This is a genomic window from Nocardia sp. NPDC056952, from assembly GCF_042674185.1.
In the GTDB taxonomy this organism is placed as follows: Bacteria; Actinomycetota; Actinomycetes; order Mycobacteriales; family Mycobacteriaceae; genus Nocardia.
Map to the genome: position 1 here is coordinate 920,253 of NZ_JBHURA010000002.1, position 21,482 is coordinate 941,734.

General features: G+C 67.9%; 22 protein-coding genes and 2 tRNA genes. 12 read left to right on the forward strand and 12 right to left on the reverse strand.

Features of this window, described 5'->3' with window-relative positions; genetic code table 11:
* The first annotated feature begins 91 nt into the window (after window positions 1-91).
* Complete coding sequence (locus ACFTS5_RS11520; protein WP_378629945.1) at window positions 92-928, forward strand: phosphoribosylaminoimidazolesuccinocarboxamide synthase; 837 nt, start codon at window positions 92-94, stop codon at window positions 926-928.
* Between the two features lie 66 nt (window positions 929-994).
* On the opposite strand, the gene ACFTS5_RS11525 is transcribed toward ACFTS5_RS11520, so the two are convergent.
* Window positions 995-1,351, reverse strand: coding sequence for a winged helix-turn-helix transcriptional regulator (locus tag ACFTS5_RS11525; RefSeq protein WP_378629947.1), 357 nt, complete (start codon window positions 1,349-1,351; stop codon window positions 995-997).
* Window positions 1,352-1,477: 126 nt separating this feature from the next.
* On the opposite strand from ACFTS5_RS11525, the gene ACFTS5_RS11530 reads away from it, so the two are divergent.
* Entirely contained in the window at window positions 1,478-2,296 is an 819-nt protein-coding gene (locus tag ACFTS5_RS11530; RefSeq protein ID WP_378629949.1) for an NAD(P)-dependent oxidoreductase, read from the forward strand.
* 104 nt (window positions 2,297-2,400) lie between these two features.
* Here ACFTS5_RS11530 and ACFTS5_RS11535 read toward each other — a convergent pair whose 3' ends face one another.
* Window positions 2,401-3,195: an NAD(P)H oxidoreductase gene (locus tag ACFTS5_RS11535; protein WP_378629950.1), complete on the reverse strand. Its 795-nt coding sequence runs from the start codon at window positions 3,193-3,195 to the stop codon at window positions 2,401-2,403.
* Window positions 3,196-3,263: 68 nt separating this feature from the next.
* Between ACFTS5_RS11535 and ACFTS5_RS11540 the strand changes: the two genes are divergently transcribed.
* Complete coding sequence (locus ACFTS5_RS11540; RefSeq protein WP_378629952.1) at window positions 3,264-4,211, forward strand: AraC family transcriptional regulator; 948 nt, start codon at window positions 3,264-3,266, stop codon at window positions 4,209-4,211.
* 50 nt (window positions 4,212-4,261) lie between these two features.
* Here the strand turns inward: ACFTS5_RS11540 and ACFTS5_RS11545 are convergent, their stop codons facing one another.
* From ACFTS5_RS11545 to ACFTS5_RS11565, 5 genes are all read right to left on the reverse strand, one after another.
* On the reverse strand, window positions 4,262-4,693 hold the full coding sequence (locus ACFTS5_RS11545; protein WP_378629953.1) for a nitroreductase family deazaflavin-dependent oxidoreductase: 432 nt from the start codon (window positions 4,691-4,693) through the stop codon (window positions 4,262-4,264).
* Between the two features lie 20 nt (window positions 4,694-4,713).
* Window positions 4,714-5,190 (reverse strand): NUDIX domain-containing protein, encoded by a 477-nt coding sequence (locus ACFTS5_RS11550; protein WP_378629955.1) that lies wholly within the window; start codon window positions 5,188-5,190, stop codon window positions 4,714-4,716.
* 107 nt (window positions 5,191-5,297) lie between these two features.
* A complete protein-coding gene (locus ACFTS5_RS11555; RefSeq protein ID WP_378629957.1) occupies window positions 5,298-6,446 on the reverse strand; it encodes an RNA polymerase sigma factor in 1,149 nt (382 codons plus the stop codon).
* A gap of 66 nt (window positions 6,447-6,512) precedes the next feature.
* Window positions 6,513-6,911: a YciI family protein gene (locus tag ACFTS5_RS11560; protein ID WP_266298409.1), complete on the reverse strand. Its 399-nt coding sequence runs from the start codon at window positions 6,909-6,911 to the stop codon at window positions 6,513-6,515.
* A gap of 94 nt (window positions 6,912-7,005) precedes the next feature.
* Window positions 7,006-8,226, reverse strand: coding sequence for an NAD(P)/FAD-dependent oxidoreductase (locus ACFTS5_RS11565; protein ID WP_378629959.1), 1,221 nt, complete (start codon window positions 8,224-8,226; stop codon window positions 7,006-7,008).
* 150 nt (window positions 8,227-8,376) lie between these two features.
* On the opposite strand from ACFTS5_RS11565, the gene ACFTS5_RS11570 reads away from it, so the two are divergent.
* Window positions 8,377-9,021 (forward strand): DsbA family protein, encoded by a 645-nt coding sequence (locus ACFTS5_RS11570; RefSeq protein WP_378629962.1) that lies wholly within the window; start codon window positions 8,377-8,379, stop codon window positions 9,019-9,021.
* A gap of 40 nt (window positions 9,022-9,061) precedes the next feature.
* Here ACFTS5_RS11570 and ACFTS5_RS11575 read toward each other — a convergent pair whose 3' ends face one another.
* Window positions 9,062-10,264, reverse strand: a complete 1,203-nt coding sequence (locus tag ACFTS5_RS11575) for a M48 family metallopeptidase (RefSeq protein ID WP_378629964.1) — start codon at window positions 10,262-10,264, stop codon at window positions 9,062-9,064.
* A 36-nt stretch (window positions 10,265-10,300) separates the two neighbouring features.
* Between ACFTS5_RS11575 and ACFTS5_RS11580 the strand changes: the two genes are divergently transcribed.
* Window positions 10,301-10,774 carry a ribose-5-phosphate isomerase gene (locus ACFTS5_RS11580; protein WP_378629965.1) on the forward strand — a complete coding sequence of 158 codons (474 nt, stop codon included), beginning with the start codon at window positions 10,301-10,303 and terminating at the stop codon, window positions 10,772-10,774.
* Window positions 10,775-10,923: 149 nt separating this feature from the next.
* Window positions 10,924-11,727, forward strand: a complete 804-nt coding sequence (locus tag ACFTS5_RS11585; protein ID WP_378629967.1) for an Fpg/Nei family DNA glycosylase — start codon at window positions 10,924-10,926, stop codon at window positions 11,725-11,727.
* 328 nt (window positions 11,728-12,055) lie between these two features.
* Here ACFTS5_RS11585 and ACFTS5_RS11590 read toward each other — a convergent pair whose 3' ends face one another.
* Window positions 12,056-13,012: a diguanylate cyclase domain-containing protein gene (locus ACFTS5_RS11590; protein WP_378629970.1), complete on the reverse strand. Its 957-nt coding sequence runs from the start codon at window positions 13,010-13,012 to the stop codon at window positions 12,056-12,058.
* A 683-nt stretch (window positions 13,013-13,695) separates the two neighbouring features.
* Here ACFTS5_RS11590 and ACFTS5_RS11595 point away from each other — a divergent pair.
* From ACFTS5_RS11595 to fabG, 3 genes are all read left to right on the forward strand, one after another.
* A tRNA-Gly gene (locus ACFTS5_RS11595) sits at window positions 13,696-13,766 on the forward strand.
* A 42-nt stretch (window positions 13,767-13,808) separates the two neighbouring features.
* A tRNA-Pro gene (locus ACFTS5_RS11600) sits at window positions 13,809-13,885 on the forward strand.
* Between the two features lie 35 nt (window positions 13,886-13,920).
* Window positions 13,921-14,679, forward strand: coding sequence for a 3-oxoacyl-ACP reductase FabG (gene fabG, locus ACFTS5_RS11605; protein ID WP_378629972.1), 759 nt, complete (start codon window positions 13,921-13,923; stop codon window positions 14,677-14,679).
* 7 nt (window positions 14,680-14,686) lie between these two features.
* On the opposite strand, the gene ACFTS5_RS11610 is transcribed toward fabG, so the two are convergent.
* The 3 genes from ACFTS5_RS11610 to ACFTS5_RS11620 all read right to left on the reverse strand — a co-directional run bounded on the left by ACFTS5_RS11610 (window position 14,687) and on the right by ACFTS5_RS11620 (window position 18,501).
* Window positions 14,687-15,040: a hypothetical protein gene (locus ACFTS5_RS11610; protein WP_378629973.1), complete on the reverse strand. Its 354-nt coding sequence runs from the start codon at window positions 15,038-15,040 to the stop codon at window positions 14,687-14,689.
* Between the two features lie 144 nt (window positions 15,041-15,184).
* Entirely contained in the window at window positions 15,185-15,988 is an 804-nt protein-coding gene (locus ACFTS5_RS11615; protein ID WP_378629976.1) for a metallophosphoesterase, read from the reverse strand.
* Window positions 15,989-16,032: 44 nt separating this feature from the next.
* Complete coding sequence (locus ACFTS5_RS11620) at window positions 16,033-18,501, reverse strand: phosphoketolase (protein WP_378629978.1); 2,469 nt, start codon at window positions 18,499-18,501, stop codon at window positions 16,033-16,035.
* A gap of 162 nt (window positions 18,502-18,663) precedes the next feature.
* Here ACFTS5_RS11620 and ACFTS5_RS11625 point away from each other — a divergent pair, with 162 nt between their 5' ends.
* The 3 genes from ACFTS5_RS11625 to ACFTS5_RS11635 all read left to right on the forward strand — a co-directional run bounded on the left by ACFTS5_RS11625 (window position 18,664) and on the right by ACFTS5_RS11635 (window position 21,480).
* Window positions 18,664-19,212, forward strand: a complete 549-nt coding sequence (locus ACFTS5_RS11625) for an FKBP-type peptidyl-prolyl cis-trans isomerase (RefSeq protein ID WP_378629980.1) — start codon at window positions 18,664-18,666, stop codon at window positions 19,210-19,212.
* Window positions 19,213-19,372: 160 nt separating this feature from the next.
* A complete protein-coding gene (tig, locus tag ACFTS5_RS11630; RefSeq protein WP_378629982.1) occupies window positions 19,373-20,737 on the forward strand; it encodes a trigger factor in 1,365 nt (454 codons plus the stop codon).
* Between the two features lie 167 nt (window positions 20,738-20,904).
* Window positions 20,905-21,480 (forward strand): ATP-dependent Clp protease proteolytic subunit, encoded by a 576-nt coding sequence (locus ACFTS5_RS11635; protein ID WP_056821854.1) that lies wholly within the window; start codon window positions 20,905-20,907, stop codon window positions 21,478-21,480.
* The last annotated feature ends 2 nt before the right edge of the window (window positions 21,481-21,482 follow it).

The following is a 21,482-nucleotide window of genomic DNA, read 5'->3' on the forward strand; positions in this document are numbered from 1 at the left end:
TGGGCCGGGTAGGCCTGATACCGGTTCCGGGCGGGCCGGTAGAGTTCGGGGAAACCCGCAGGTACCGCACCGGAGATTCGGAGGCTCGACGTTGAAGCATGTGCACGCCGGGAAAGTTCGTGACCTCTACGAGGACGGCGACACCCTGCTGCTCGTCGCGTCGGACCGGGTTTCGGTCTACGACGTGGTGCTGCCGACGCCGATTCCGGACAAGGGCGCGCTGCTGACGCAGCTGTCGAACTGGTGGTTCGAGTACTTCACCGGAATCCCGAATCACGTGGTCTCGGCGACCGACGTGCCCGCGGAGTTCGCCGGGCGCGGGATCCGGGTGAAGCCGTTGAAGATGCTGGCTGTCGAGTGCATCGCACGGGGGTATCTGACCGGGTCCGGCCTCGAGGAATACCAGCGGTCGGGGACCGTGTCGGGGATCGCGCTGCCCGCGGGATTGCGTGACGGGGACAAGCTGCCGGAGCCGATCTTCACGCCGTCGACGAAGGCGTCCGAGGGACACGACGAGGCGATCAGTTTCGCCGACGTGGTGAACCAGGAGGGCCGTGCGGTCGCCGAGAAGCTGCGCGATCTGACCCTCGAGATCTACTCGCGCGGGGCCGAGCACGCGGCGAAGGCCGGCGTGATCGTGGCCGATACGAAGGTCGAATTCGGTTGGGACGGTGACGTTCTCACCCTCGGTGACGAGGTGCTGACCTCGGACTCCTCGCGCTTCTGGCCCGCCGACGAGTGGGAGCCGGGCCGTGCCCAGCGCTCCTTCGACAAGCAGTTCGTGCGCGACTGGTCGACCTCGACGGGCTGGAACAAGGAATACCCGGGCCCCGAGATCCCCGCCGACGTCGTCGAAGGCACTCGCCGCAAGTACGAAGAGGCCTACGAGCGGATCACCGGGCAGAAATGGGCAGGGATCCAGGCCTGACCCGAGGCGGGGCGCGTCCCGGCTGGGAGGACGCCGCAGGCCGCGCGGGTGCGGTGGCGGAGCACGTCAGTGCGCGGGTGTGCCGACACCTTTGACCGCGCAGATGTGTTCCATGTTCTCGTTGCCCCAGGCCCCGAGGGTGACCAGCGCCGCGTTCAACGACACTCCGCGGTCGGTGAGTGAGTACTCGACCTTCGGGGGCACCTGCGCGTAGACCTGGCGGGCGATGATGCCGTCGTGCTCGAGTTCGCGTAGCTGCTGGATCAGCATCTTCTCGGTGACGCCGGGGACCAGGCGTTTCAGGTCGCCGAAGCGCTGGGTGCCGGTGGACAGGGCCCACAGGATCAGCGATTTCCACTTGCCGCCGACGACGTCGAGCGCGGCATCGATACCGCAGGAATACGGACGCTCTCGCTGCTTCATGCTCGCCTAACTTACTTTTTGGTAGGTATTGCACTTCATAGTCGGTACTTGTGAAGTCAAGCGTAACCCACGAATCTGGAAGAGCGTTGCCGACCGGCATCGAACGCTCTTCGAACGAGGGAAATCATGACCAACATGAGAGTGGTGCAACGGGTTTCGGTGATCGGCCTCGGTGCTATGGGCACCGCGCTGGCCAAGGCATTGCTGGCGGGCGGTCATGAGGTGACTGTCTGGAACCGCACCTCGGCGCGGGCCGAAGCGTTGGCGGCCTACGGCGCGAAGGTGGCGGCGAGCTCGGCCGAGGCGATGGCGGCGGCGGATCTGGTGATCCTGTGCGTGCTCGACGATGCCGCCGTGCGCGAGCACCTCGAACCGGCGGCGGCACAGGTGTGGGGCAAGGTGGTGGTAAACCTCACCACCACCTCGCCGGAGCAGGCTCGCGCGCTGGGCCGCTGGGCCGCGGCTCAGCAGGTGGAGCTGATCGACGGCGGCATCATGGCGGTACCCGAGATGATCGGCGGACCCGCGGCATTCGTGCTCTACAGCGGTGCGTCCGCCGGGTTCGAGCGCTTCCGCGCGGTGCTGGAGTTGTTCGGTCGCGCCGAATTCGTCGGCACGGATCTCGGCGCCGCCGCCATGTACGACGTCTCGGTCCTCGGCGGCATGTACGCCATGTTCGCCGCATTCCGGCAGGGCGGCGCGATGGTTCGCTCCACCGGCGGCTCGGCGGCTCGCTTGGCCGCGTTGATGGGACCCTTCCTGCAGGCGATGGCGAGCTTGCTCGAGGGGTACGCGCCCGGCATCGACAACCCGGCGGACTATGTGCAGCAGCAAAGCGACGAGTTCACCGCCGCCGCTATCGACCTGATCGACAAGTCCGCCGCTGAATCCGGCAACCCCACAGAGCTCTACGCAGTCCTGCGCGGGGCTCTCACCGGCCTGTGAATTGTCGTTGTATGCGGTTGGACCGGGAGCCGCGTTCGGGCCACCGGCCGAACGCGCGGTGACCGGCGAGATGGTCACCGCGCGACGGCGCGGCACTTCGCTGGTCAGGCGCTGACCAGGGCAGCGGCGAGCAAGTCGTCGACGAAGCTCTCGGCTTTCGCGTCGAAGGCGGCGTAGTGAGTGGTTCGCGCATCGCCGCTGATCGCCTCGCCGATCACGAGATTGCCTTCGGCGTCGAGACTTTGGGGCTGCTCCTCGGCATCGGGCAGCAGCCCGACGCGGGAGTCCGCGAAACCGCTGTAGTAGGCCAAGCCCTCGTTGAGCTGGGCTTCCAGCAGTTGCTGCATGCCGGGGATGATCGCGTCATCGGCGGTCGCGCCGGCCAATCCGAGCCACAGGATGCGCTTGCCTGCCAGCCGCGGCTTGCTGCGGCCGTAGGCGAAACCGTAGTTCCATACGGCGTCGATCCAGCCCTTGAGCAGGGCGGGCACGCTCTGCCAGTACACCGGGAACACCACGACCACCGCGTCGGCGGCCAGCATGCGCCGCATGTGCGCCTCGGCGGTGGGGGAGTAGACCTTGTCGCGATTGCCCCACTCGGGCTGGTCGGCCACGGTCATCCGCGGGTCGAAGTTCTCGGCGTGCAGGTCGAGGAAATCGACCGTGTACCCGGCGGCGGTGAGGCGGCCGACGGCGCGGTCGGCGACATGGGCGGACAGCGAGTCGGAGCGATGGTGGCCCAGGACCACGAGCGCGGTGGGGCCCGGCGCCGAGGTATCGGTGGCGCTCGATCCGGTGGTGGTCAGTTCGGCGGTGGCAGTCGTGGTGGCGGCGGACTGGGTCACGGTGAGCTCCTGTTCGATCGGGTGCGGGCTGGTCGGCCCGGTCGCTTCAGTCAACCGTGGATCGTGTGGACGATCTATGGGTGATCATCTCCAGTCGATAGGAATTCGTCTACGCTGGTGGCGTGGACCCGTTGAGTTCGTTGCTGAGCGGCATTCGTGCCGAAGGATCGGTCGTGGCCCATGCGGTCCTGCGACCACCCTGGACGATTCGTTTCGCCGACCGTGCGCCCTTGATCATGGTGACAGTGCTGCGTGGCGGCGGCACGCTGGTGCTCGCTGATGGATCACGCACGAGTCTGATCGCCGGTGACACCGCGCTCGTGCAGGCGGGTGAACCCTTCCACCTGGCAGACACGCCCGCCGCGCTCGACCGTCCACACGAGCGCTACGAGCTGTCCTGTTTCGTGCCGGACGGGTTCGGTCCCACCGACATCAGTTGTGCGACATCGGAATTGATCGTCACGCCGGCGGCAACCGGTGCGCCAGGCGAGACTTCGCTGCTCGTCGGCGCCTATCGGGCATCGGGGCGACGCCACGAACGGCTGTTGCGAGCGCTACCGCAGGTGATGGTGGTCCACGAGGACCCGGAAATGTGTTTGTGGCTGGAACAATCCGCCGCCGACGCGGTCCGGTTCAGCGCGGGCTCGCAGGCGCTGATGGACCGGCTGCTGGACTGGGCGCTGGTCTGCACGCTGCGCTCCTGGCTCGCCGAACAGCAGCATTGCGCGCCCGCCTGGTACCGGGGGATGGCCGACCCGATCGTCGGCCCGGCGCTCACCGCCATCCACGACCGGCCGTTCCACCGCTGGACGGTGGCGAGCCTGGCCACCGAGGCGGCGGTCTCGCGCGCCCTGTTCGCTCGGCGCTTCACCGAGGTGATGGGCGAACCGCCACTGGCCTACCTCACCGAATGGCGCATGGCCGAAGCCGAAGAGCTGCTCGCCGACCCCGCGCGCAGCGTCGCCCAGGTGGCCACCACGGTCGGCTATACCGACGCCTTCGGCTTCAGCGCGGCCTTCAAACGACTACGCGGCACAAGCCCCACCGAGTTCCGGGCCGCGCTGGTGTAGGACGGGCATCGTGTTCGATGCCCGCCCTGTGTGCCCGCCGGCAGGTGGGGTCAGTTCCTCGGCGTGAGCAGGACCAAGGGGATCTCGCGCGTGGTTTTCGTCTGATAGTCGGCGTAGCCCTTGTAGGCCTCGGTGACCCGGGGCCACAGTGCCGCGCGTTCGTCGGGGGTGGCGACGTGGGCTGTCATCGGGCGCACGGGGCCGTTGCGCAGTGACACCTCGACGTTCGGGTTGTCGCGCAGGTTCACGAACCAGGCGGGATGGGTGGGGTCCCCGCCGCGGGAGGCGACGACGACGATCGTGTCGCCGTCGATGATCGGCGCGGTCAGCATGACCTTGCGCGGCTCGCCGGATTTGCGGCCGATCGTGGTGAGTTGCAGGGACGGCATTCCGAAGAACGAGTTGCCGATGCGTCCGCCGGTCACCGTGAGCAGGGTGCGGTGGACTCTGTTCATGATCTTCAGCTGCAGGTCGCTGGGCATAGCTGAAATCTACCCCGATCTCAGTGCAGTTGATCGGTGAGGCGGTCGAGGAAGGGGCGCTGGCCTTTGCCGAGCTTTTCCTGCGCCGTGGCGGGGTCGAACCAGTCCGCCCGGTCGATCTCGGGGAATTCCGCGACCTTGCCCGACCGCGGCGGCCACTCCATCTCGAAGGTGCCCGGCACGACGTCGGCCGGGTCGAGGTCGCCCTCGACCGCCCACACGGTGAGGTACTTGCGCTTGGTCCCGCTGCGATAACTCACCTCACCGAGGTCGATCCACTCGCCCTCGGGCACCGGCAGCCCGAGTTCCTCGGTGAACTCCCGCCGGGCGGCGTCGCGCGCGGACTCTTCCTCGGACAGGTACTCGCCCTTGGGGATCGACCATGCCGACGCGTCCTTCTTCGCCCACAGCGGCCCACCCATATGCCCGAGCAGGACCTCGATTCCGGCCTCGACGCGGCGATACACCAGCACGCCCGCACTGAAAACGTCCGTCATCAAAGCGAGTCTGCCAGGCGCCGGCTCGCTCGACGCCGCCAGCCTGGGTGACGTCGAAAACGGGCTGTACCACCGGCGAATTCGGGGTCGGACGACAGCTCCTGATGTCACGCGTCGCCCGCTCGCAGACGTGCGGCGCGCAGCAACAGGTAGTCGCGTTCGGGCACGCTGGCGGTCTGTCTGGCCGCCCGCTGGTATTCGCGCACGGCCGCGGCCTGCTCGCCTGCCATTTCGTGAAGATGCCCGCGCACGGCGGCGAGGCGGTGCGAGCGTGCCAGCGGTTCGGCGACACTGTCGGCCACCGCCAGCCCCGCGGCCGGACCGTGCACCATCGCGGTGGCGACGGCGCGGTTGAGGGTGATCATCGGGTTGGGTGTCAGACGTCCGATCATGGTGTAGAGCTGCAGGATTCGCGTCCAGTCGGTGTCCTCGGGGCGTCGGGCCTGCGCATGCAGAGCCGCGATGGCGGCCTGCATCTGGTAGAGACCCGTCAGCCCGGCGGGCATGGTCGCGGTGAGCAGGCGAAGACCCTCGGTGATCTGGGTGCGGTCCCAGCGGGAGCGGTCCTGCTCGGTGAGCGGGATCAGCTCGCCGTGCGGACCGGAGCGGGCGGCGCGGCGGGCGTCGGTGAGCAGCATCAGCGCGAGAAGACCGGTGACCTCCGCGTTCTCCGGGAGCAGCGTGCGCAGCGCGCGCGTGAGCCGGATCGCTTCCGCCGACAGGTCCCCGCGACGCAACCCCGTTCCGGCGGTGCTGGTGTGCCCCTCCGTGAAGATCACGTACAGCACCTGCAGCACCGCACTCACCCGGGTGCTGTCGTGCGCGCCGTCGGCGAACGGCCGATCCGATTCGGCCAGACGCTTCTTCGCCCGCGAGATACGTTGGCCCATCGTCGATTCCGGGACGAGGAAGGCCGCCGCGATCTCGGCGGTACTCAGGCCACCGACGGCCCGCAGCGTCAGGGCCACCGCTCCGGCGGGCGGCAAGTCGGGATGGCAGCACAGGAAGTACATGTCGAGGGTGTCATCGCTACCGACCGCCTCGACGGGCACATCCCGCACGAAAACCGTGGTCTCCCTGCGTCGCCGCGCCACCTCGGCGCGCACCGCGTCGGCCATCCGCCGCTGCGCGACCTGGATCAGCCAGCCGCGCGGATTGTCCGGAAGTCCGTCGCGATCCCACTGGGTCGCCGCCGCGAGCAGCGCGTCCTGCACCGAATCCTCGGCGAGGTCGAAATCGCCGAAGCGGCGGACCAATACGCCGAGGACCTGCGGCGAGAGTTCACGCAGCAGGTCCTCGATGCGCGGAGTCAGTGTCTCGCCTCAGGCCACGTCGGGCGCGCTCATGATCTGGCGCACCTCGATGTATTCCCCGATCGGCTTGCCGCCGGGGCCCGGCGCCGCGGAGGCCTGCGCGGCGATCTCGACCGCGCGCTCGACAGAATCGACATCGACCACCCAGAAACCGGCCAGGAACTCCTTGGTCTCCGGGAACGGCCCGTCGGTAACGACCGGCGCCGAGCGACCGTCGGAGCACACGATCATCGCCTGATCGGGTGCCGCCAGGCCCTGCGCGTCGACGAGTTCGCCCGCGGCGGCGAGTTGTTCGCCCAGTGCCCGCTGGAAGTCGATGTGGGCGGCGATGTCCTCGGGTGCCCACTCCGGCAGCGGGATGTCGCAGTAGGCGGTCTCGGAATAGGTCTTGACCAGCATGAATTTCATGGTTCGGCTCCTGTTCGCTGCGCCCTTGCGGCGCGTTCGACGGTTGGTCGGAGCCGATGAGCAGTCTTCGACACAACGATCGCCGTGAAGTGGATCACAGCGGGATGCTCGTGTCCGCCAGCCGGTCCGGGTCGACGGGTTCCGCCGATTCGATCAGCTGCTTGATCCGGTCGGTCACATCCCACACATTGACGTTCATCCCCGCGCGCACCCTGTTCTGCGCGTCCAGCCAGAACGCGACGAATTCGCGCTCATCGAGATCGCCGCGCACCACCACCCGCACGTCGTCGCCGCGTCCGACATAGCCGGAGTACTCCATCCCGACGTCGTACTGATCGCTGAAGAAATACGGAAGCCGGTCGTAGACAGCCGCTTTGCCCAGCATCGTCTTCGCGGCGACGGCGGGCTGATTCAGCGCGGTCGCCCAGTGTTCGATGCGGATCGGCCGGTGCAGCAGCGGATGGTCCTGTTCGGCGATATCGCCCACCGCGACCACATCGGGGTTGCTGGTGCGCAGGGCGGCGTCCACCAGCACGCCGCCGTCGACCGCCAGCCCGGCCGCCGTGGCCGCCTCGATATTGGGCTGCGCGCCCACCGCGACCAGCACCGCCTGCGCGGGCACCACGGTGCCGTCGCCGAGCTGCACGCCGGTCGCCTCGTCCTCGTCGGTGAGGATCGCGTCGACGGAGGTGTTCGTGCGCAGGTCGACGCCGTGCGCGCGATGCAGGTCGGCGTAGAACGCGCCCATCTCCGGGCCGAGCACCGTGACCAGCGGCAGGTCGGCCGTCTCGATCACCGTCACCTCGACACCCTTGGCGCGGGCCTGCGCGGCGACCTCGAGACCGATCCACCCGGCCCCGATGATCACCAGGCGCCGGTCCGTGCGCAGTATCTCGAGCAACGCGTTCGAATCGCCGATCGTGCGCAGCGTGTAGACGTTCGGGGCATCGGCGCCGGGAATGTCGAGCGTGCGGGCTCGCGAACCGGTGGCCAGAGCCAGTTTGTCGTAGTCGAGCGTGGAACCGTCGGGCAGTGTCACCGTCTTGGCGATCGGATCGAACGCGGTCGCGGTGGTGCCCAGCCGCAGATCGACGTGGTGATCGCGGTACCAAGCGGCCGGATCGACGGTGAAATCGGGCAGTTGCTGGGTGCCCGCCAGGTGCTGTTTCGACAGTGGCGGACGCTCGTAGGGCAGCTCCTCTTCGGCGGCCAGCAGAGTGACGCGGCCGTCGAAATCGTTGGCGCGCAGGGCTTCGGCGATTTTCGCTCCGCCCAGACCTCCACCGATGACGACGAAATGCTGATTCGAGCTCATGAACGGACCCCTTCTCGCGGACGACCGGGACTCCTCGCAACCCGAGCTTAGTGCGCGTTTTCACCCACGGGAACGATTCCGGCGGTGACGCGGTTGCACCAATCGGTGGGGCGACCCGGCCCACCACAGCTGACCCGAGAGGAACCCATCGTGAGCGAACAGGCCACCAAGGATGTCGCCGATTTCTGGTTCGACCCGCTGTGCCCGTGGTGCTGGATCACCTCGCGGTGGATCCTGGAAGTCGAAAAGGTGCGCGATATCGAAGCGCGCTTCCACGTGATGAGCCTGGCGGTGCTCAACGAGGGCAAAGAGGGCCTGCCGGAGCGGTATGTCGACATGATGGCCGCCGCGTGGGGCCCGGTTCGGGTCGTCACCGCCGCCGGACAGAAGTACGGCGACGAGATCCTGTCCCCGCTCTACACGGCGCTGGGCACCCGGATCCACGACCGCAAGGTCGAGTACGAGCGCGAGACGCTGCAGGAGACCTTCGACGCGGTCGTCGCCGACGCGCTCGCCGAACTGAACCTGCCCGCCGAACTCGCCGAGGCCGCGAACAGCACCGAATACGACGAGGCGTTGCGGGCCAGCCATCACGCGGGTATGGACAAGGTCGGCCCCGATGTCGGCACGCCGACCATCCACATCAACGGGACTGCCTTCTTCGGGCCGGTACTCTCGCGCATCCCGCGCGGCGAGGACGCGGGCAAGGTGTGGGACGGCGTGGTCGCGCTGGCCTCGTACCCGCACTTCTTCGAGCTCAAGCGCACCCGCACCGAGGACCCGGTCTTCGACTGATCATGCGGTCGGGGGTGCCCGCACCGGCATCCCCGACCGATCAGACCGGCTTCGGCGGCAACGCGGGCGGCGTCGAATTCAGCGGATACCCGCCGTGCGGCGGGATCATGCCGGGATGCGGTGCACTCGGACGCCAGAACATCGGGCCCGGCCTGCTGCGATCGCGCAGCGCCCACATCCGCCAGGTGAGCACCGGGTGGCTGGCCATCGCGTTGACCAGCCAGACGAAACCACCCCGGTCGAGCGCGGCACGGTCGGCCATCTCGTCCACACCGACATCGGTATTGAGGTACTTGCCGGCAGCGAGCGTCGCCATCGCGGTGGACGCGCCGTGCGGCCGGAAGCAGAAGCCGTGATTGTCGGCGGTGTACTCCTGGGCACGGATCAGCGACGACCCGAGCAGTGGCAGCCACGGCGCGACGAACATGCCCAGCTGGCGCCAATAGGAGACGTGACCAGCGGCGATATGGCCGACTTCATGCCCGATGATGAACGCGAGTCCATCGGGTTCACGCGCGGCGCCGCCGATTTCGAACAGGTCGCTGTAGACCACGACGAACCGGCGGAACCCGTGGCCGGAGGCGAACGCGTTGATCTGGCCGTTGCCCAGGATGACGTAGGCGTCCGGCGCCTTGTGCATCCCGAATCGCGCCGCCGCCTCCTGCACCAGCCGGTAGCCCTCGGGGAACTGGGTGGGCGACATCTTCACCCCGTTCACGCGCTGGGTCGCGAGATTCAGACCACGTCCGGCCCACAGCAGCACCGGCGCGAACAACAGCAGCAGTACATACGGACTGGTGACGATCGAACCGGTCTGCTCCACACCGCGCTCGTCGACGATGGGATCGGCGAACAGCTCGACCGTCATGAGCAGGAGCGCGAGCAGGTACGCGACCGCGGTGATCATGATGACGACGATCAGCAGCGGGATCTCCCACGGATGCCGGGCGGGGCGATCCCACGGCATGAGTCCGCGCGGTCGATGCTGCGGCGGTGCGGGCGGACCGCTCGGCGGGTAGTAGCCGGGCGCGTACTGGCCAGGGGCGACCGGCGGATACGGGCCTGCCTGCGGCTGTGGTGGGGCGTCCTGCGCGGGGAAACCGCCCGTCCGTGGATCGGGCTGGGCCCACGGCGACGGCGGCGCGGTGTCTTTGTCCAGTGACGGTGTTCGGTCGGGCTGCTGGCCGGTGTGCTCCGGCGGGGAACCTGCTGAATGCGGGAAATGCGGTTCGTGCGGGTGCATGAAACGACTCTAAGCGGGCCTGCGACAATCGCAGCCATGCGCGTTTACCTGGGTGCCGACCATGCCGGTTTCGAACTGAAGAATCACGTCAAGGCTCATCTGCAGGAGGCCGGAGTGGAGGTCGTCGACTGCGGCGCCCTCGAATACGACGCTCTCGACGACTACCCCGCCTTCTGCATCGAGGCGGCCCGACGCACCGTCGCCGACCCGGGCTCGCTCGGCCTGGTCTTCGGTGGCAGCGGCAACGGTGAGCAGATCGCCGCCAACAAGGTCGCCGGCGCTCGCTGCGCCCTGGCCTGGAGCGTCGAAACCGCCGTGCTGGCCCGCGAACACAACAACGCCAACCTGATCGGCATCGGCGGCCGCATGCACTCCACCGCCGATGCGCTCGCCATCGTCGACGCGTTCCTCGCGGCCGCGTGGTCGGACGAGGCGCGTCACCAGCGTCGCATCGACATCCTCGCCGACTACGAGAAGACCGGCATCGCGCCAGAGGTCCCCGCGTACTGAGCTCACCAACTGATTTCGTGAGTACATGGGTAACTCGCCGGGTACGGGCCGACCCGACGTGCACTTCACCGTCGGCCGCATCGCCGACGGTGAACGCACCGAGGTCTGGCCGACTACCCGGAGAGGCAGCCTGAGGAGGGTGTGTTTCTTTGCCTGAGGGGCACACTCTCCATCGGATAGCGCAGCTCCATCACCGACGGTTTTCCGGTGGGGTGGTGCGGGTTTCGAGTCCGCAGGGGCGGTTCGCCGACGGGGCCGCACTGGTGGACGGGCAGGTGCTCGAGCGGGCCGAGGCCTATGGGAAGCATCTGCTGCATCACTATGCGTCCGGGTTGACGGTGCATGTACATCTCGGGCTGTACGGCACTTTCAGCGAGGTCGAGTTGCCGATGGCGGCGCCGGTGGGGCAGGTGCGTATGCGAATGCTGGGGGCCGCAACGGATTTCGGCACCGATCTGCGCGGGCCCACGGCGTGCGAAGTGCTGATGCCGCCCGAAGTGGACGCGCTCACCGCACGCCTCGGCGCCGATCCGTTGCGCGCCGACGCCGACCACGAACGAGCGGGTGCGCGAATCCGGCGCTCCCGCAGGGCGATCGGCGCACTGCTGATGGACCAGGCCCTGATCGCCGGCGTCGGCAACGTCTACCGCGCGGAAGTCCTGTTCCGCCACGGCATCTCGCCCTTCCGCCCCGGCATCTCGATCACCCCGACCGAATGGGACGCCCTCTGGGCCGACCTGGTCGACCTCATGCCGGTCGGCGTCACCACCGGCCGCATGCACGTGGTCCGCCCCGAACACGACACCGGCGCACCGTCTTACACCAAGGACCGCCCCCGCACCTACGTCTACCGCCGCCAAGGCGAACCCTGCCGAGTCTGCGCCACCCCCGTCGCACACAAGGTCATGGAAGCCCGAAACCTCTTCTGGTGCCCCACCTGCCAGCCCCGCTGACAGCGCCGGAGCGATTCCCGCTGGTGTGCCAGTGTTCTGGCAGCACCGCACCATTTTTCGGCTCGGCGGCGTTGCTCAGTGCGCTCCACTGATCGTCGTGGTGCGCGGATGCGACACCGCCGACGATAGGTCTGCCGTAGCGGTCGACACCCCCGGCCAGGCTGCGGTCGACTATCTCGAACACTGAGCGCACGGCCACGATGCGGGCCGTCGACGAGCCGTAGCCGGCCGGTGCCCCCGGTGCCGAGTACGGACTCCATCGGTGTCACGAGTCGACCGGTCGAAATCGGCTGAGCCGGACCGCGAAGTGCAGGCTTCGCGATCCGACTCAGCCGGCGACCGCCGTTCCCAGTTCGGGGTCGCCCGATTCAGCGAGCGCGAAACGCCGCCCGCCCGCCGATTTCGCCGAGTACATCGCGCGGTCGGCGCGACGCAACAGGTCGGTGAAATCGCACGTCTTTCCCGGTGGGCAGAAAGCGGTGCCCACGCTGGCCGAAACCGGCACGGGGCCCGCGCTCGACCACACCGGGTCGCGCAGTGCGGCGACCACGCGGTGTGCCAACTCGCCGAGGGTGTCGCGGCGGGGGTTGGCCGCCACCACGAACTCGTCGCCGCCGTATCGGCAGATCACCGTGTCGGGCGGGCACACCTCACGCAAGCGGTTGGCCAGTTCGACCAGTACCTCGTCGCCGATCGCGTGTCCGTAGCCGTCGTTGATCTGTTTGAAGCGGTCCAGGTCCACCACCAGCACACCGACACCGCGGCTCGGGTCGGCGGCGAACGCGCGCACCCGTTCTTGCAGCAGCGTGCGGTTCGCGAGATCGGTGAGGGCGTCGTGGGTCGCCTCGTGGCGCAAGCGGTGCTGCAGCGCGGCGATCTCCTGTACGCGCAGTGACACTTTCGCCGAGATGTTCTGTTCCTGTTGCGCCAGAGCGCGTTCCTGCAGAGCCTGTGCGTAGCTGTCGATGGCCTGGCTGGCCACCAGCGGCCAGCGGGTCGCCACCAGCGAACCCGGAACCCCCGAGGGGAAACCGAGCAGCCAGCGACTGGCGTGGGCCAGCATCCTGGTGCGTTCGAACGGCGCCTCGGCCAACCGCGCGCCGAGCTTGCGCGCCTGTGGAACCGGGAACGGTTCGGTCCGCGCCAGGTGCAGCAGCCGCTCGACGATGTCGACGAGCACCGGCTCCAACTGGTGCGGCGCCGTGGAAGAGCCCGGTTCGGCGCATACCGCGCGGGCCCAGGCGCGGGCCATCGCGGCAACCGGTGGCTCGATGTGGACAGTCATCGACATCACCGGCGGTCGGTGGCGACGAACTTGCCACCTCGATCATTCGCACTGCTACGCGGTTGGGTCCACCGAGTTCGGCACACGCTCACCGCCCCCTTTCCAGATACCCCCGTCCGGCAAAAAGGATCCTAGCAAGCCACCCGAGACTGAAAAGTCACGTTCCGCAACGCGTTCTCTGGTCTCTCGCGAATGGCGATTCGGTATGACATCGCTGCAGCGTCTCCGGCGTTACACATTTTCCGAAAAGAAATTTCGGGAGCCGAAACGTGCAGCGTGATGCCCTCCGCTGGGCGGTGGACGTTGCGTCGCCATGGGTCCCTCCTGGCACGGGGTGCGAGTCGTGACGATGTGGCAGTAGTCGTCACGCGCACTCTCATGGTGGCCTACTCGCCGCCCACGTGCCGGGTTTTTAAGGAAAATTCTCCTATTTAATCCCCCGGTGGAGCAGGCGCCGGTCCCCATGGGCGCATCAACCATCGTCGCCGGGAGGGGGTTTCGGGGATAGGGTCATTAGGCCCTAATCGGGCACAGCGAGGGTTGGTCGCGTGGGGAGTGGGGTACACCGGCAGCCGACACGCATCAATCGGGCAGGCAGGGGCCGGATTGGCATTTTTCGCGCGGGGTTCGGTACAGTCGTGGCGCACACGACATCGTGGCGATCCCATCGATGTCGTATGCCTGCGGGTGTAGTTCAATGGTAGAACCTCAGCCTTCCAAGCTGATGGTGCGGGTTCGATTCCCGTCACCCGCTCAAACATGTATTGCCTCCACGGTGCTCTCGCCGGTGAGGTATCGGGGTGTAGCGCAGCTTGGTAGCGCATCCGCTTTGGGAGCGGAGGGTCGCAGGTTCAAATCCTGTCACCCCGACCATCACCATTCGCCCAGCTCAGGCTTGTAGGAGACGGATGCCCACGCAACGCAAGGTCGCGATCGTCACCGGAGCCGCCCGTGGCATCGGCGCCGCGGTGGCCACGAAGCTCGCCGCCGACGGATACGCCGTCGCCGTCCTCGATCTCGACGAAGCCGCGTGCGCGGGCACCGTCGCCGCCATCGAGGCCGCCGGGGGCGCCGCCCTCGCGGTCGGCGCCGACGTGGCCGACGAAGCGGCCGTCACCGCCGCGGTGGAGCGGATCGCCACCGAGCTCGGCGCGCCGACCGTACTGGTCAACAACGCGGGCGTGCTGCGCGACAACCTGCTGTTCAAGATGTCGGCCGACGACTGGGACACCGTCATGAACGTGCACCTGCGCGGTGCCTTCCTGATGACCCGCGCCGTGCAGAAGTACATGGTCGAGGCGAAGTTCGGTCGCATCGTCAATCTGTCGAGCACCTCGGCGCTGGGCAATCGCGGCCAGGCCAACTACTCCGCGGCCAAGGCGGGCATGCAGGGGTTCACCAAGACCCTCGCCTTCGAACTCGGCAAATTCGGCGTCACCGCCAACGCGATCGCGCCCGGCTTCATCGAAACCGAGATGACCGCGGCCACCGCCGCCCGGGTCGGCGCGGACTTCGAGGCCTTCAAAGCCGCCGCGGCCGCGCAGATCCCGGTGAACCGGGTCGGCACACCCGAAGACATCGCCAACACCGCCGCGTTCTTCGTGAGCGAGGGCGCCGGCTTCGTCTCGGGGCAGGTCATCTACGTGGCCGGTGGCCCGAAGGACTGAACGTCGGTCAGGCGCAGCCGAACCGGAAGTCCGCCCGCGCCTCCGTGCCCGCGGCCACGGTGACCCGCACCGGCTCGGTGACGGCCAACCCGCAGCCGCCGGGCACAGTCACCACCTTCGCCTCGTAGCACCCCGCGGGCAGCGCCACCGTGGCGCGCCCGTCGGCCCCGCTGACCAGCGTCGCGACCACCTGCTTCGCATCGCACGGCGTCACCTCGATATCGGCCCGGTTCACCGGAACCGGCTCCCGTCCGGTGAACGTCCACGCCGTCAGCGTCCCCTGCGGTGCTGGATCGGCGCTCGCGACACCGCTGACCATGAGCGGAGCGAGTACAGACAGAGCGAGAAATGTACGGCGCATGAACCTCTCCTCGTCGATGAGTCGGGTCGTCCGCTGCTGATGGTAGGCCCATCAGGATGGAAATCCGCACGTCACACCCGGGTTCGACGTTGACGATTCGGCGACGGATCCCCGCGCCCGGCGTTGCGTGTCCCGTCGACTGGCTCAGTCGGGCACGGGCGTGATGCCCGCGCGTTCACTCCAGACCTGCTCGGCGGGGACGGAGATCGTGGTCATCTCGGGGTAGCGCAGGGCGGAGAGGGTGCCGCCGAAGACTGCGCCGGTGTCCAGGCAGAGGGTGTTGTTGACCCAGTTCAAGGTGTGGACCGGCGTGTGGCCGTAGAGGACCGTGGCGGTGCCTCGATAGTCCTGGGCCCAGTCGTAGCGGACGGGGTAGCCGTGTTCGTCGAGCTCACCGGTGGGGGCGCCGTAGAGGGCGAAGGAGCGGGCACGGGCCGACCTGCTGCCGTGCAGGCTCTCGGGCAGACCCGCGTGGGCCACGACCAGCTTGCCGCCGTCGAGGAGGTAGTGGCTCGGCAGGGTGGCGAGGAAAGCGTGTGCGGCCGTACGGAATTCGAGGTCTTCGTCGGCCAGCTGGGACAGCGACTGTTCGAGGCCGTGCGCGATGCGGACGTTGCGGCCGTCGAGGGCGCGCATCAGCTTGTGATCGTGGTTGCCGGTGACGCACAGGGCGGTTCTCCCGGCCACCATCCCCATCACCAGGCGCAGCACGCCGGGGGTGTCGGGGCCCCGGTCGACGAGGTCGCCGACGAAGATCACGGTGCGCTCGCCGGGGTGGGCGGCACCGATCGGGCGGCCGCGACGGTCACGGTCGAGGACGTAGCCGAGTTCGCCGAGCAGGGTCTCCAATTCGGAGCGGCAGCCGTGGACGTCGCCGATCACGTCGAACGGTCCGGTCAGATCGCGGCGATCGCGGGGGAGGAGCTCGGTGCGGCGGGATTCGGTCATATCCCTTCCATCGTCGTGCAGGGCGGGCCCGCGCCGCAACCGCGTTACCGCGCGGTGGGGATCGCCGAGTCGGGCCAGACCCAATCGGCCACGACCGGAATGTCGGCGCCCTGCTCGCGGGTCCAGCGGCGCGCGATCAACCGGGCGTCGACGATCTCCTGGCGCAGACCCGCCGCCCGCTCGCGCAGCCCGGGTACCCGGTCGATCACATCGAGTACCAGATGGAAGCGGTCCAGATCGTTGAGCATCACCATGTCGAAGGGTGTGGTGGTGGTGCCCTTCTCCTTGTAGCCGCGCACGTGCAGATTGGCGTGGTTGGTGCGGCTGTAGGTGAGCCGGTGCACCAGCCACGGGTAGCCGTGGAAGGCGAAGATCACCGGGCGGTCGGTGGTGAACAGGGCGTCGAACTCGGCGTCGGGCAGGCCGTGCGGGTGCTCGCCTGCGGGCAGCATGCGCATCAGGTCGACGACATTGATGAACCGAATCCGCAAGTCGGGCAGCCGATCTCGGAGGATCGCCACCGCGGCCAGCGTTTCCAGGGTCGGCACGTCGCCCGCGCACCCGAGCACGACATCGGGGGTGGTGCCGGGGTCGTCGTTGTGACACGCCCACTCCCAGATCCCGAGACCGCGCGTGCAGTGCAGCCCCGCCTCCTCGGCCGAAAGCCAGTCCGGCCCCGGCTGTTTGCCCGCCACCACCACGTTCGCGTAGTGCAGCGATCGCAGGCAGTGGTCGTAGGTCGACAGCAGGGTGTTGGCATCCGGCGGCAGATACACGCGGACGATATCGGGGCTCTTGTTCGCCACCACGTCGAGAAAACCGGGATCCTGATGGGTGAACCCGTTGTGGTCCTGGCGCCACACGTGCGAGGTGAGCAGGTAGTTCAGGCTGGGGATCTTGCGCCGCCACGGCACCGCCGAGCTGGCATCGAGCCACTTGGCGTGCTGATTGAACATGGCGTCGACGATGTGGATGAACGCCTCGTAGCAGGTGAAGACGCCGTGGCGGCCGGTCAGCAGATAACCCTCCAGCAGGCCCTCGCACATGTGCTCCGACAGCACTTCGACCGCGCGCCCGACCGTCGACAGATCCACATCCCAGCGCCCGACTTCTTCCTGCCAGTCGCGGCCGGTCACCTCGAGAATGTCCTGCAACCGATTGCTGACCAATTCGTCGGGGGCGAAGGTGAGGAAGTTGTGCGGATTGCGGGCGGTGACATCGCGCAGCCAGCCGCCGAGGACCCTGGTGGCCTCGTGCTGACCCGCACCTGGCGACATCACGTCCACGCAGTAGTCGCGCCAGTCGGGTAGGTCGAGATCGCGAATCAGCAAGCCGCCGTTGGCAACCGGGTTCAGGCTCATCGGATTCGCCGGCACCTGCTCGAGCAGGGCCCGCACCGGCGACCCGTCCTGATCGAACAGTTCCTCCGGCCGGTACGACCGCAACCACAGCTCCAGCACCCGCCGGTGCCCGGAGTCGGTGCGCGCGTTCGGCAGCGGCACCTGATGGGCGCGGAACGTGCCCTCGACCCGTTGGCCGTCGACCACCGGGGGACAGGTCCAGCCCTTCGGCGTGTGCATCACGATCATCGGCCAGCGCGGCCGTTTCGTGTCCCCGTCCTCGCGGGCCGCCCGCTGGAACCGCGCGATCCGGTCCATACAGGTGTTCATGGCAGCGGCCATCGCCTGGTGGACCGGTGCGGGGTCGTTGCCGGAGACGATCAGCGGTTCGTAGCCGTAGCCACGGAGCAGCTCGATCAGTTCTGCCTCGGGAATGCGGGCGAGGATCGTCGGATTGGCGATCTTGTACTCGTTGAGCGCGAGGATCGGCACCACCGCGCCGTCGCGCCCCGCGTTGAGGAATTTGTTCGCGTGCCAGCTGCCCGCCAGCGGACCGGTCTCGGCTTCGCCGTCCCCGACCACGCAGAACACGACGAGATCGGGGTTGTCCAGGGCGGCGCCGTAGGCGTGCAGCAGGGAGTAGCCGAGCTCACCGCCCTCGTGGAACGACCCCGGCGTCTCCGGCGCGCAGTGGCTCGGCACACCGCCGGGGAAGGAGAACCGGTGGAAGAATGTGCGCATGCCGTCGACGTCGCGGGGGATGTCCGGTTCGAGCTGGGCGTAGGCGTCCTCCAGCCACGCGCAGGCGTTGGGACCAGGGCCGCCGTGACCGGGGCCCGCGACATAGACCGCGTTCAGGCCGCGGTCCCGGATCACCCGATTGGCGTGGGCCCACACCAGATTCAGGCCGGGCACGGTGCCGAAGTGGCCGAGCAGGCGCGGCTTGATGTCGTCGGGGACCAGCGGGGTGCGCAGCAGCGGATTGCTCATCAGATAGATCTGGCCGACCGCGAGATAATTCGACGCCCGCCACCACGCGTCGACGGCGACGAGTTCCTCGCGCGAGAGCGGACCGGGCGCGTCGGTGAGGACGTAGGGCTTCGGGGCGATGGTCTCGCCCTGACCGTCTCCCACATTGTCCGCCGCGGTGTCGTCCACGGTGGTTTCGGTCATCGCGGACTCCTCGAACTCGATGAGGTCACGGCGCCGTCCGCGCCGCGGGGGCCTGCACGGGCGCCGATCGAGGACCGGCGGCACCGGTGGAGAAACGCACCGCCGAGCCTACCGTCGTGCCGGTTCCCGACGCCGCAACGGCGGTCGATTACTCTGCGGGCCATGCATTCTCTCGGCAGGATCATCGGAATCGGACTCGTCGCGGCCGCCGCGATCACGACAGCGGCCTGCGGCTCCGACACGGATTCGAGCAGCGCGCCGAGCTCGAGCGTGGCCGGCGGGAGCTCCGCGAGCAAGGGTCGCGAATGCACCGCCGACGACGTGAAGGTCAGCGGTGGTTACGGCGAGGCGCCCAAGATCACCATCCCCGACAGCTGTGACCCGCCCAAGACCCTGATCACCAAGGACCTGGTGGTGGGCACGGGGCCGGGCGCGGTGGCCGGACAGCCGCTGACGATGAACTACGAGCTGGTCACCTGGTCGGACAAGCAGGTACTCGACAGCTCCTTCCAGCGCGGCAAGCCGTTCGGGCTGACCCTCGGCGCGGGCCAGGTCATCCAGGGCTGGGACGAGGGGCTGATCGGCGTGCAGCAGGGCACGCGCAGGCTGCTGATCGTGCCGCCGAACCTCGGCTACGGCGAGGGCGGCAACGGTGTGCCGCCGAAGGAGACGTTGGTCTTCGTGACCGACGCCGTGCAGGTCGGCCGCTAGCGGCACCCTCAACCAAACACCGATTGCGCGACCGCGCGGGCGGTCAACTACCCTGGTCGGGATGCGCATTGTGCGCCGCACCTGGCTTAGCCGTGCCTGACTATGGCGCGTCGCCCCCTGTGGGGACACCACCATGAACTACGAACCAAGGAGTATGTCCGTGAAGAGCACCGTCGAGCAGCTGAGCCCGACCCGGGTCCGGATCAACGTCGAGGTGCCCTTCGAGGAGCTGAAGCCCGACTTCGACAAGGCCTACAAGGCGCTGGCGCAGCAGGTCAAGATCCCCGGCTTCCGTCCCGGCAAGGCTCCGGCCAAGCTGATCGAGACCCGTGTCGGCCGCGGCGCCGTGCTGGAGCAGGTCGTCAACGACGCGCTGCCCGCCCGCTACGCCGAGGCCGTGCAGGCCACCGAGGTCAAGGTCATCGGTCAGCCCGAGATCGAGATCACCAAGATCGAAGACGGCGAAGAGCTGGCGTTCACCGCCGAGGTCGACGTGCGCCCCGAGATCGCCCTGCCCGACTACTCGGGCATCGAGGTGACTGTCGATTCCTTCACCATCGCCGACGACGACATCGAGGAGCAGCTCACCTCGCTGCGTCAGCGCTTCGGCACCCTCACCGGCGTCGAGCGTGCCGTGGCCGATGGCGACTTCGTGTCGATCGACCTGTCGGCCACCGTCGACGGTGACGACGTCCCCGAGGCGGCCACCACCGGGCTGTCGCACGAGGTCGGTTCGGGTCAGCTGATCGAGGGCCTCGACGAGGCCGTCATCGGCCTGAAGGCCGGCGAGTCCGCCGAGTTCACCTCCACCCTGGTGGCGGGCGACCACGCGGGCAAGGAAGCCGTGATCACCGTCACCGTGCAGTCGGTCAAGGAGCGCGAGCTGCCCGAGGCCGACGACGAGTTCGCCCAGCTGGCCAGCGAGTTCGACACCATCGACGAGCTCAAGGAAGACCTGAAGGGCCGCGTCGAGCGTGTCAAGAAGGTCGAGCAGGCCGGTTCCATCCGGGACAAGGTGCTCGACACCCTGCTCGAGACCGTCGAGGTCCCGCTGCCCGAGGCCGTCGTCAAGGCCGAGGTCGACGCCGTGGTCCACGACGCCGTCCACGGTTTCGACCACGACGAGGCCAAGCTGGCCGAGGCGCTCGAGGCGCAGGGCTCCTCCCGCGAGGAGTTCGACAAGGACACCCAGGAAGCCGCCGAGAAGTCGGTGAAGACCCAGCTGCTGCTGGACGCCATCGCCGAGGCCGAGAACACTCAGGTCGGCCAGCAGGAGCTGACCGAGCGAATCCTGTTCCAGGCGCAGCGTTACGGCATGTCGCCGGAGCAGTTCATTCAGCAGGTCCAGCAGGCGGGTCAGCTCGGCGCGGTCTTCGCCGACGTGCGACGCGGCAAGGCGCTGGCCGGAGTTGTCGGTCAGGTGAAGGTTACCGATTCCGACGGCAATGTGGTCGACACCACCGAAATGTTCGGTGACCCTGCGGATTCCGCTGAAATCGAGCTGGACGAAGCCGCTGCTGAGTAGGTTTCGGCGGCGTGATTTGATTGCGCTGTGAGCGAAGAAGGGCGGTACCGGGAGTTCGGTGCCGCCCTGCTTCGTTAGTGTTTGTGACGACGAACCGTATTCGTATGGCCGTAGCAATCGGTGAGAAGAGAAGGCAGGTATCCGTGACGATCAACCAGGCAGGGGTCATGACAGCCGCTACCGCTGGACTCAACCTCAGTGATTCCGTATACGAACGGCTGCTTCGCGAGCGCATCATCTTCCTGGGCACCCAGGTCGACGATGAGATCGCGAACAAGATCTGCGCGCAGATCCTGCTGCTCTCGGCCGAGGACGCGACGAAGGACATCGCGCTCTACATCAACTCGCCCGGTGGCTCGGTCACCGCGGGCATGGCCATCTACGACACGATGCAGTTCGCCGAGTGCGACATCAAGACCGTCGCGATGGGTCTGGCCGCATCGATGGGACAGTTCCTGCTCACCGCGGGTACCAAGGGCAAGCGTTTCGCGCTGCCGCACACCCGGATCATGATGCACCAGCCGTCGGCGGGCATCGGTGGTTCGGCGGCCGATATCGCGATCATGGCCGAGCAGTTCGCCCACACCAAGCGTGAGCTCAACGAACTGCAGTCGCTGCACACCGGCAAGTCGGTGGAGCAGGTGACCGAGGACGCGGACCGCGACCGCTGGTTCACGGCGAAGGAAGCCCTCGAATACGGCTTCATCGACCACGTGGTCGCCCACGCGAACCAGGCGAAGTAACC

Bases quoted from the DNA above. Each gene is read 5' to 3' on its own strand.
- ACFTS5_RS11525 (WP_378629947.1), bottom strand. From the start codon at position 1,351: ATGAAGCAGCGAGAGCGTCCGTATTCCTGCGGTATCGATGCCGCGCTC.
- ACFTS5_RS11530 (WP_378629949.1), top strand. From the start codon at position 1,478: ATGACCAACATGAGAGTGGTGCAACGGGTTTCGGTGATCGGCCTCGGT.
- ACFTS5_RS11545 (WP_378629953.1), bottom strand. From the start codon at position 4,693: ATGCCCAGCGACCTGCAGCTGAAGATCATGAACAGAGTCCACCGCACC.
- ACFTS5_RS11550 (WP_378629955.1), bottom strand. From the start codon at position 5,190: ATGACGGACGTTTTCAGTGCGGGCGTGCTGGTGTATCGCCGCGTCGAG.
- ACFTS5_RS11560 (WP_266298409.1), bottom strand. From the start codon at position 6,911: ATGAAATTCATGCTGGTCAAGACCTATTCCGAGACCGCCTACTGCGAC.
- ACFTS5_RS11565 (WP_378629959.1), bottom strand. From the start codon at position 8,226: ATGAGCTCGAATCAGCATTTCGTCGTCATCGGTGGAGGTCTGGGCGGA.
- ACFTS5_RS11575 (WP_378629964.1), bottom strand. From the start codon at position 10,264: ATGCACCCGCACGAACCGCATTTCCCGCATTCAGCAGGTTCCCCGCCG.
- ACFTS5_RS11580 (WP_378629965.1), top strand. From the start codon at position 10,301: ATGCGCGTTTACCTGGGTGCCGACCATGCCGGTTTCGAACTGAAGAAT.
- ACFTS5_RS11590 (WP_378629970.1), bottom strand. From the start codon at position 13,012: ATGACTGTCCACATCGAGCCACCGGTTGCCGCGATGGCCCGCGCCTGG.
- fabG (WP_378629972.1), top strand. From the start codon at position 13,921: ATGCCCACGCAACGCAAGGTCGCGATCGTCACCGGAGCCGCCCGTGGC.
- ACFTS5_RS11610 (WP_378629973.1), bottom strand. From the start codon at position 15,040: ATGCGCCGTACATTTCTCGCTCTGTCTGTACTCGCTCCGCTCATGGTC.
- ACFTS5_RS11615 (WP_378629976.1), bottom strand. From the start codon at position 15,988: ATGACCGAATCCCGCCGCACCGAGCTCCTCCCCCGCGATCGCCGCGAT.
- ACFTS5_RS11620 (WP_378629978.1), bottom strand. From the start codon at position 18,501: ATGACCGAAACCACCGTGGACGACACCGCGGCGGACAATGTGGGAGAC.
- ACFTS5_RS11625 (WP_378629980.1), top strand. From the start codon at position 18,664: ATGCATTCTCTCGGCAGGATCATCGGAATCGGACTCGTCGCGGCCGCC.
- ACFTS5_RS11635 (WP_056821854.1), top strand. From the start codon at position 20,905: ATGACAGCCGCTACCGCTGGACTCAACCTCAGTGATTCCGTATACGAA.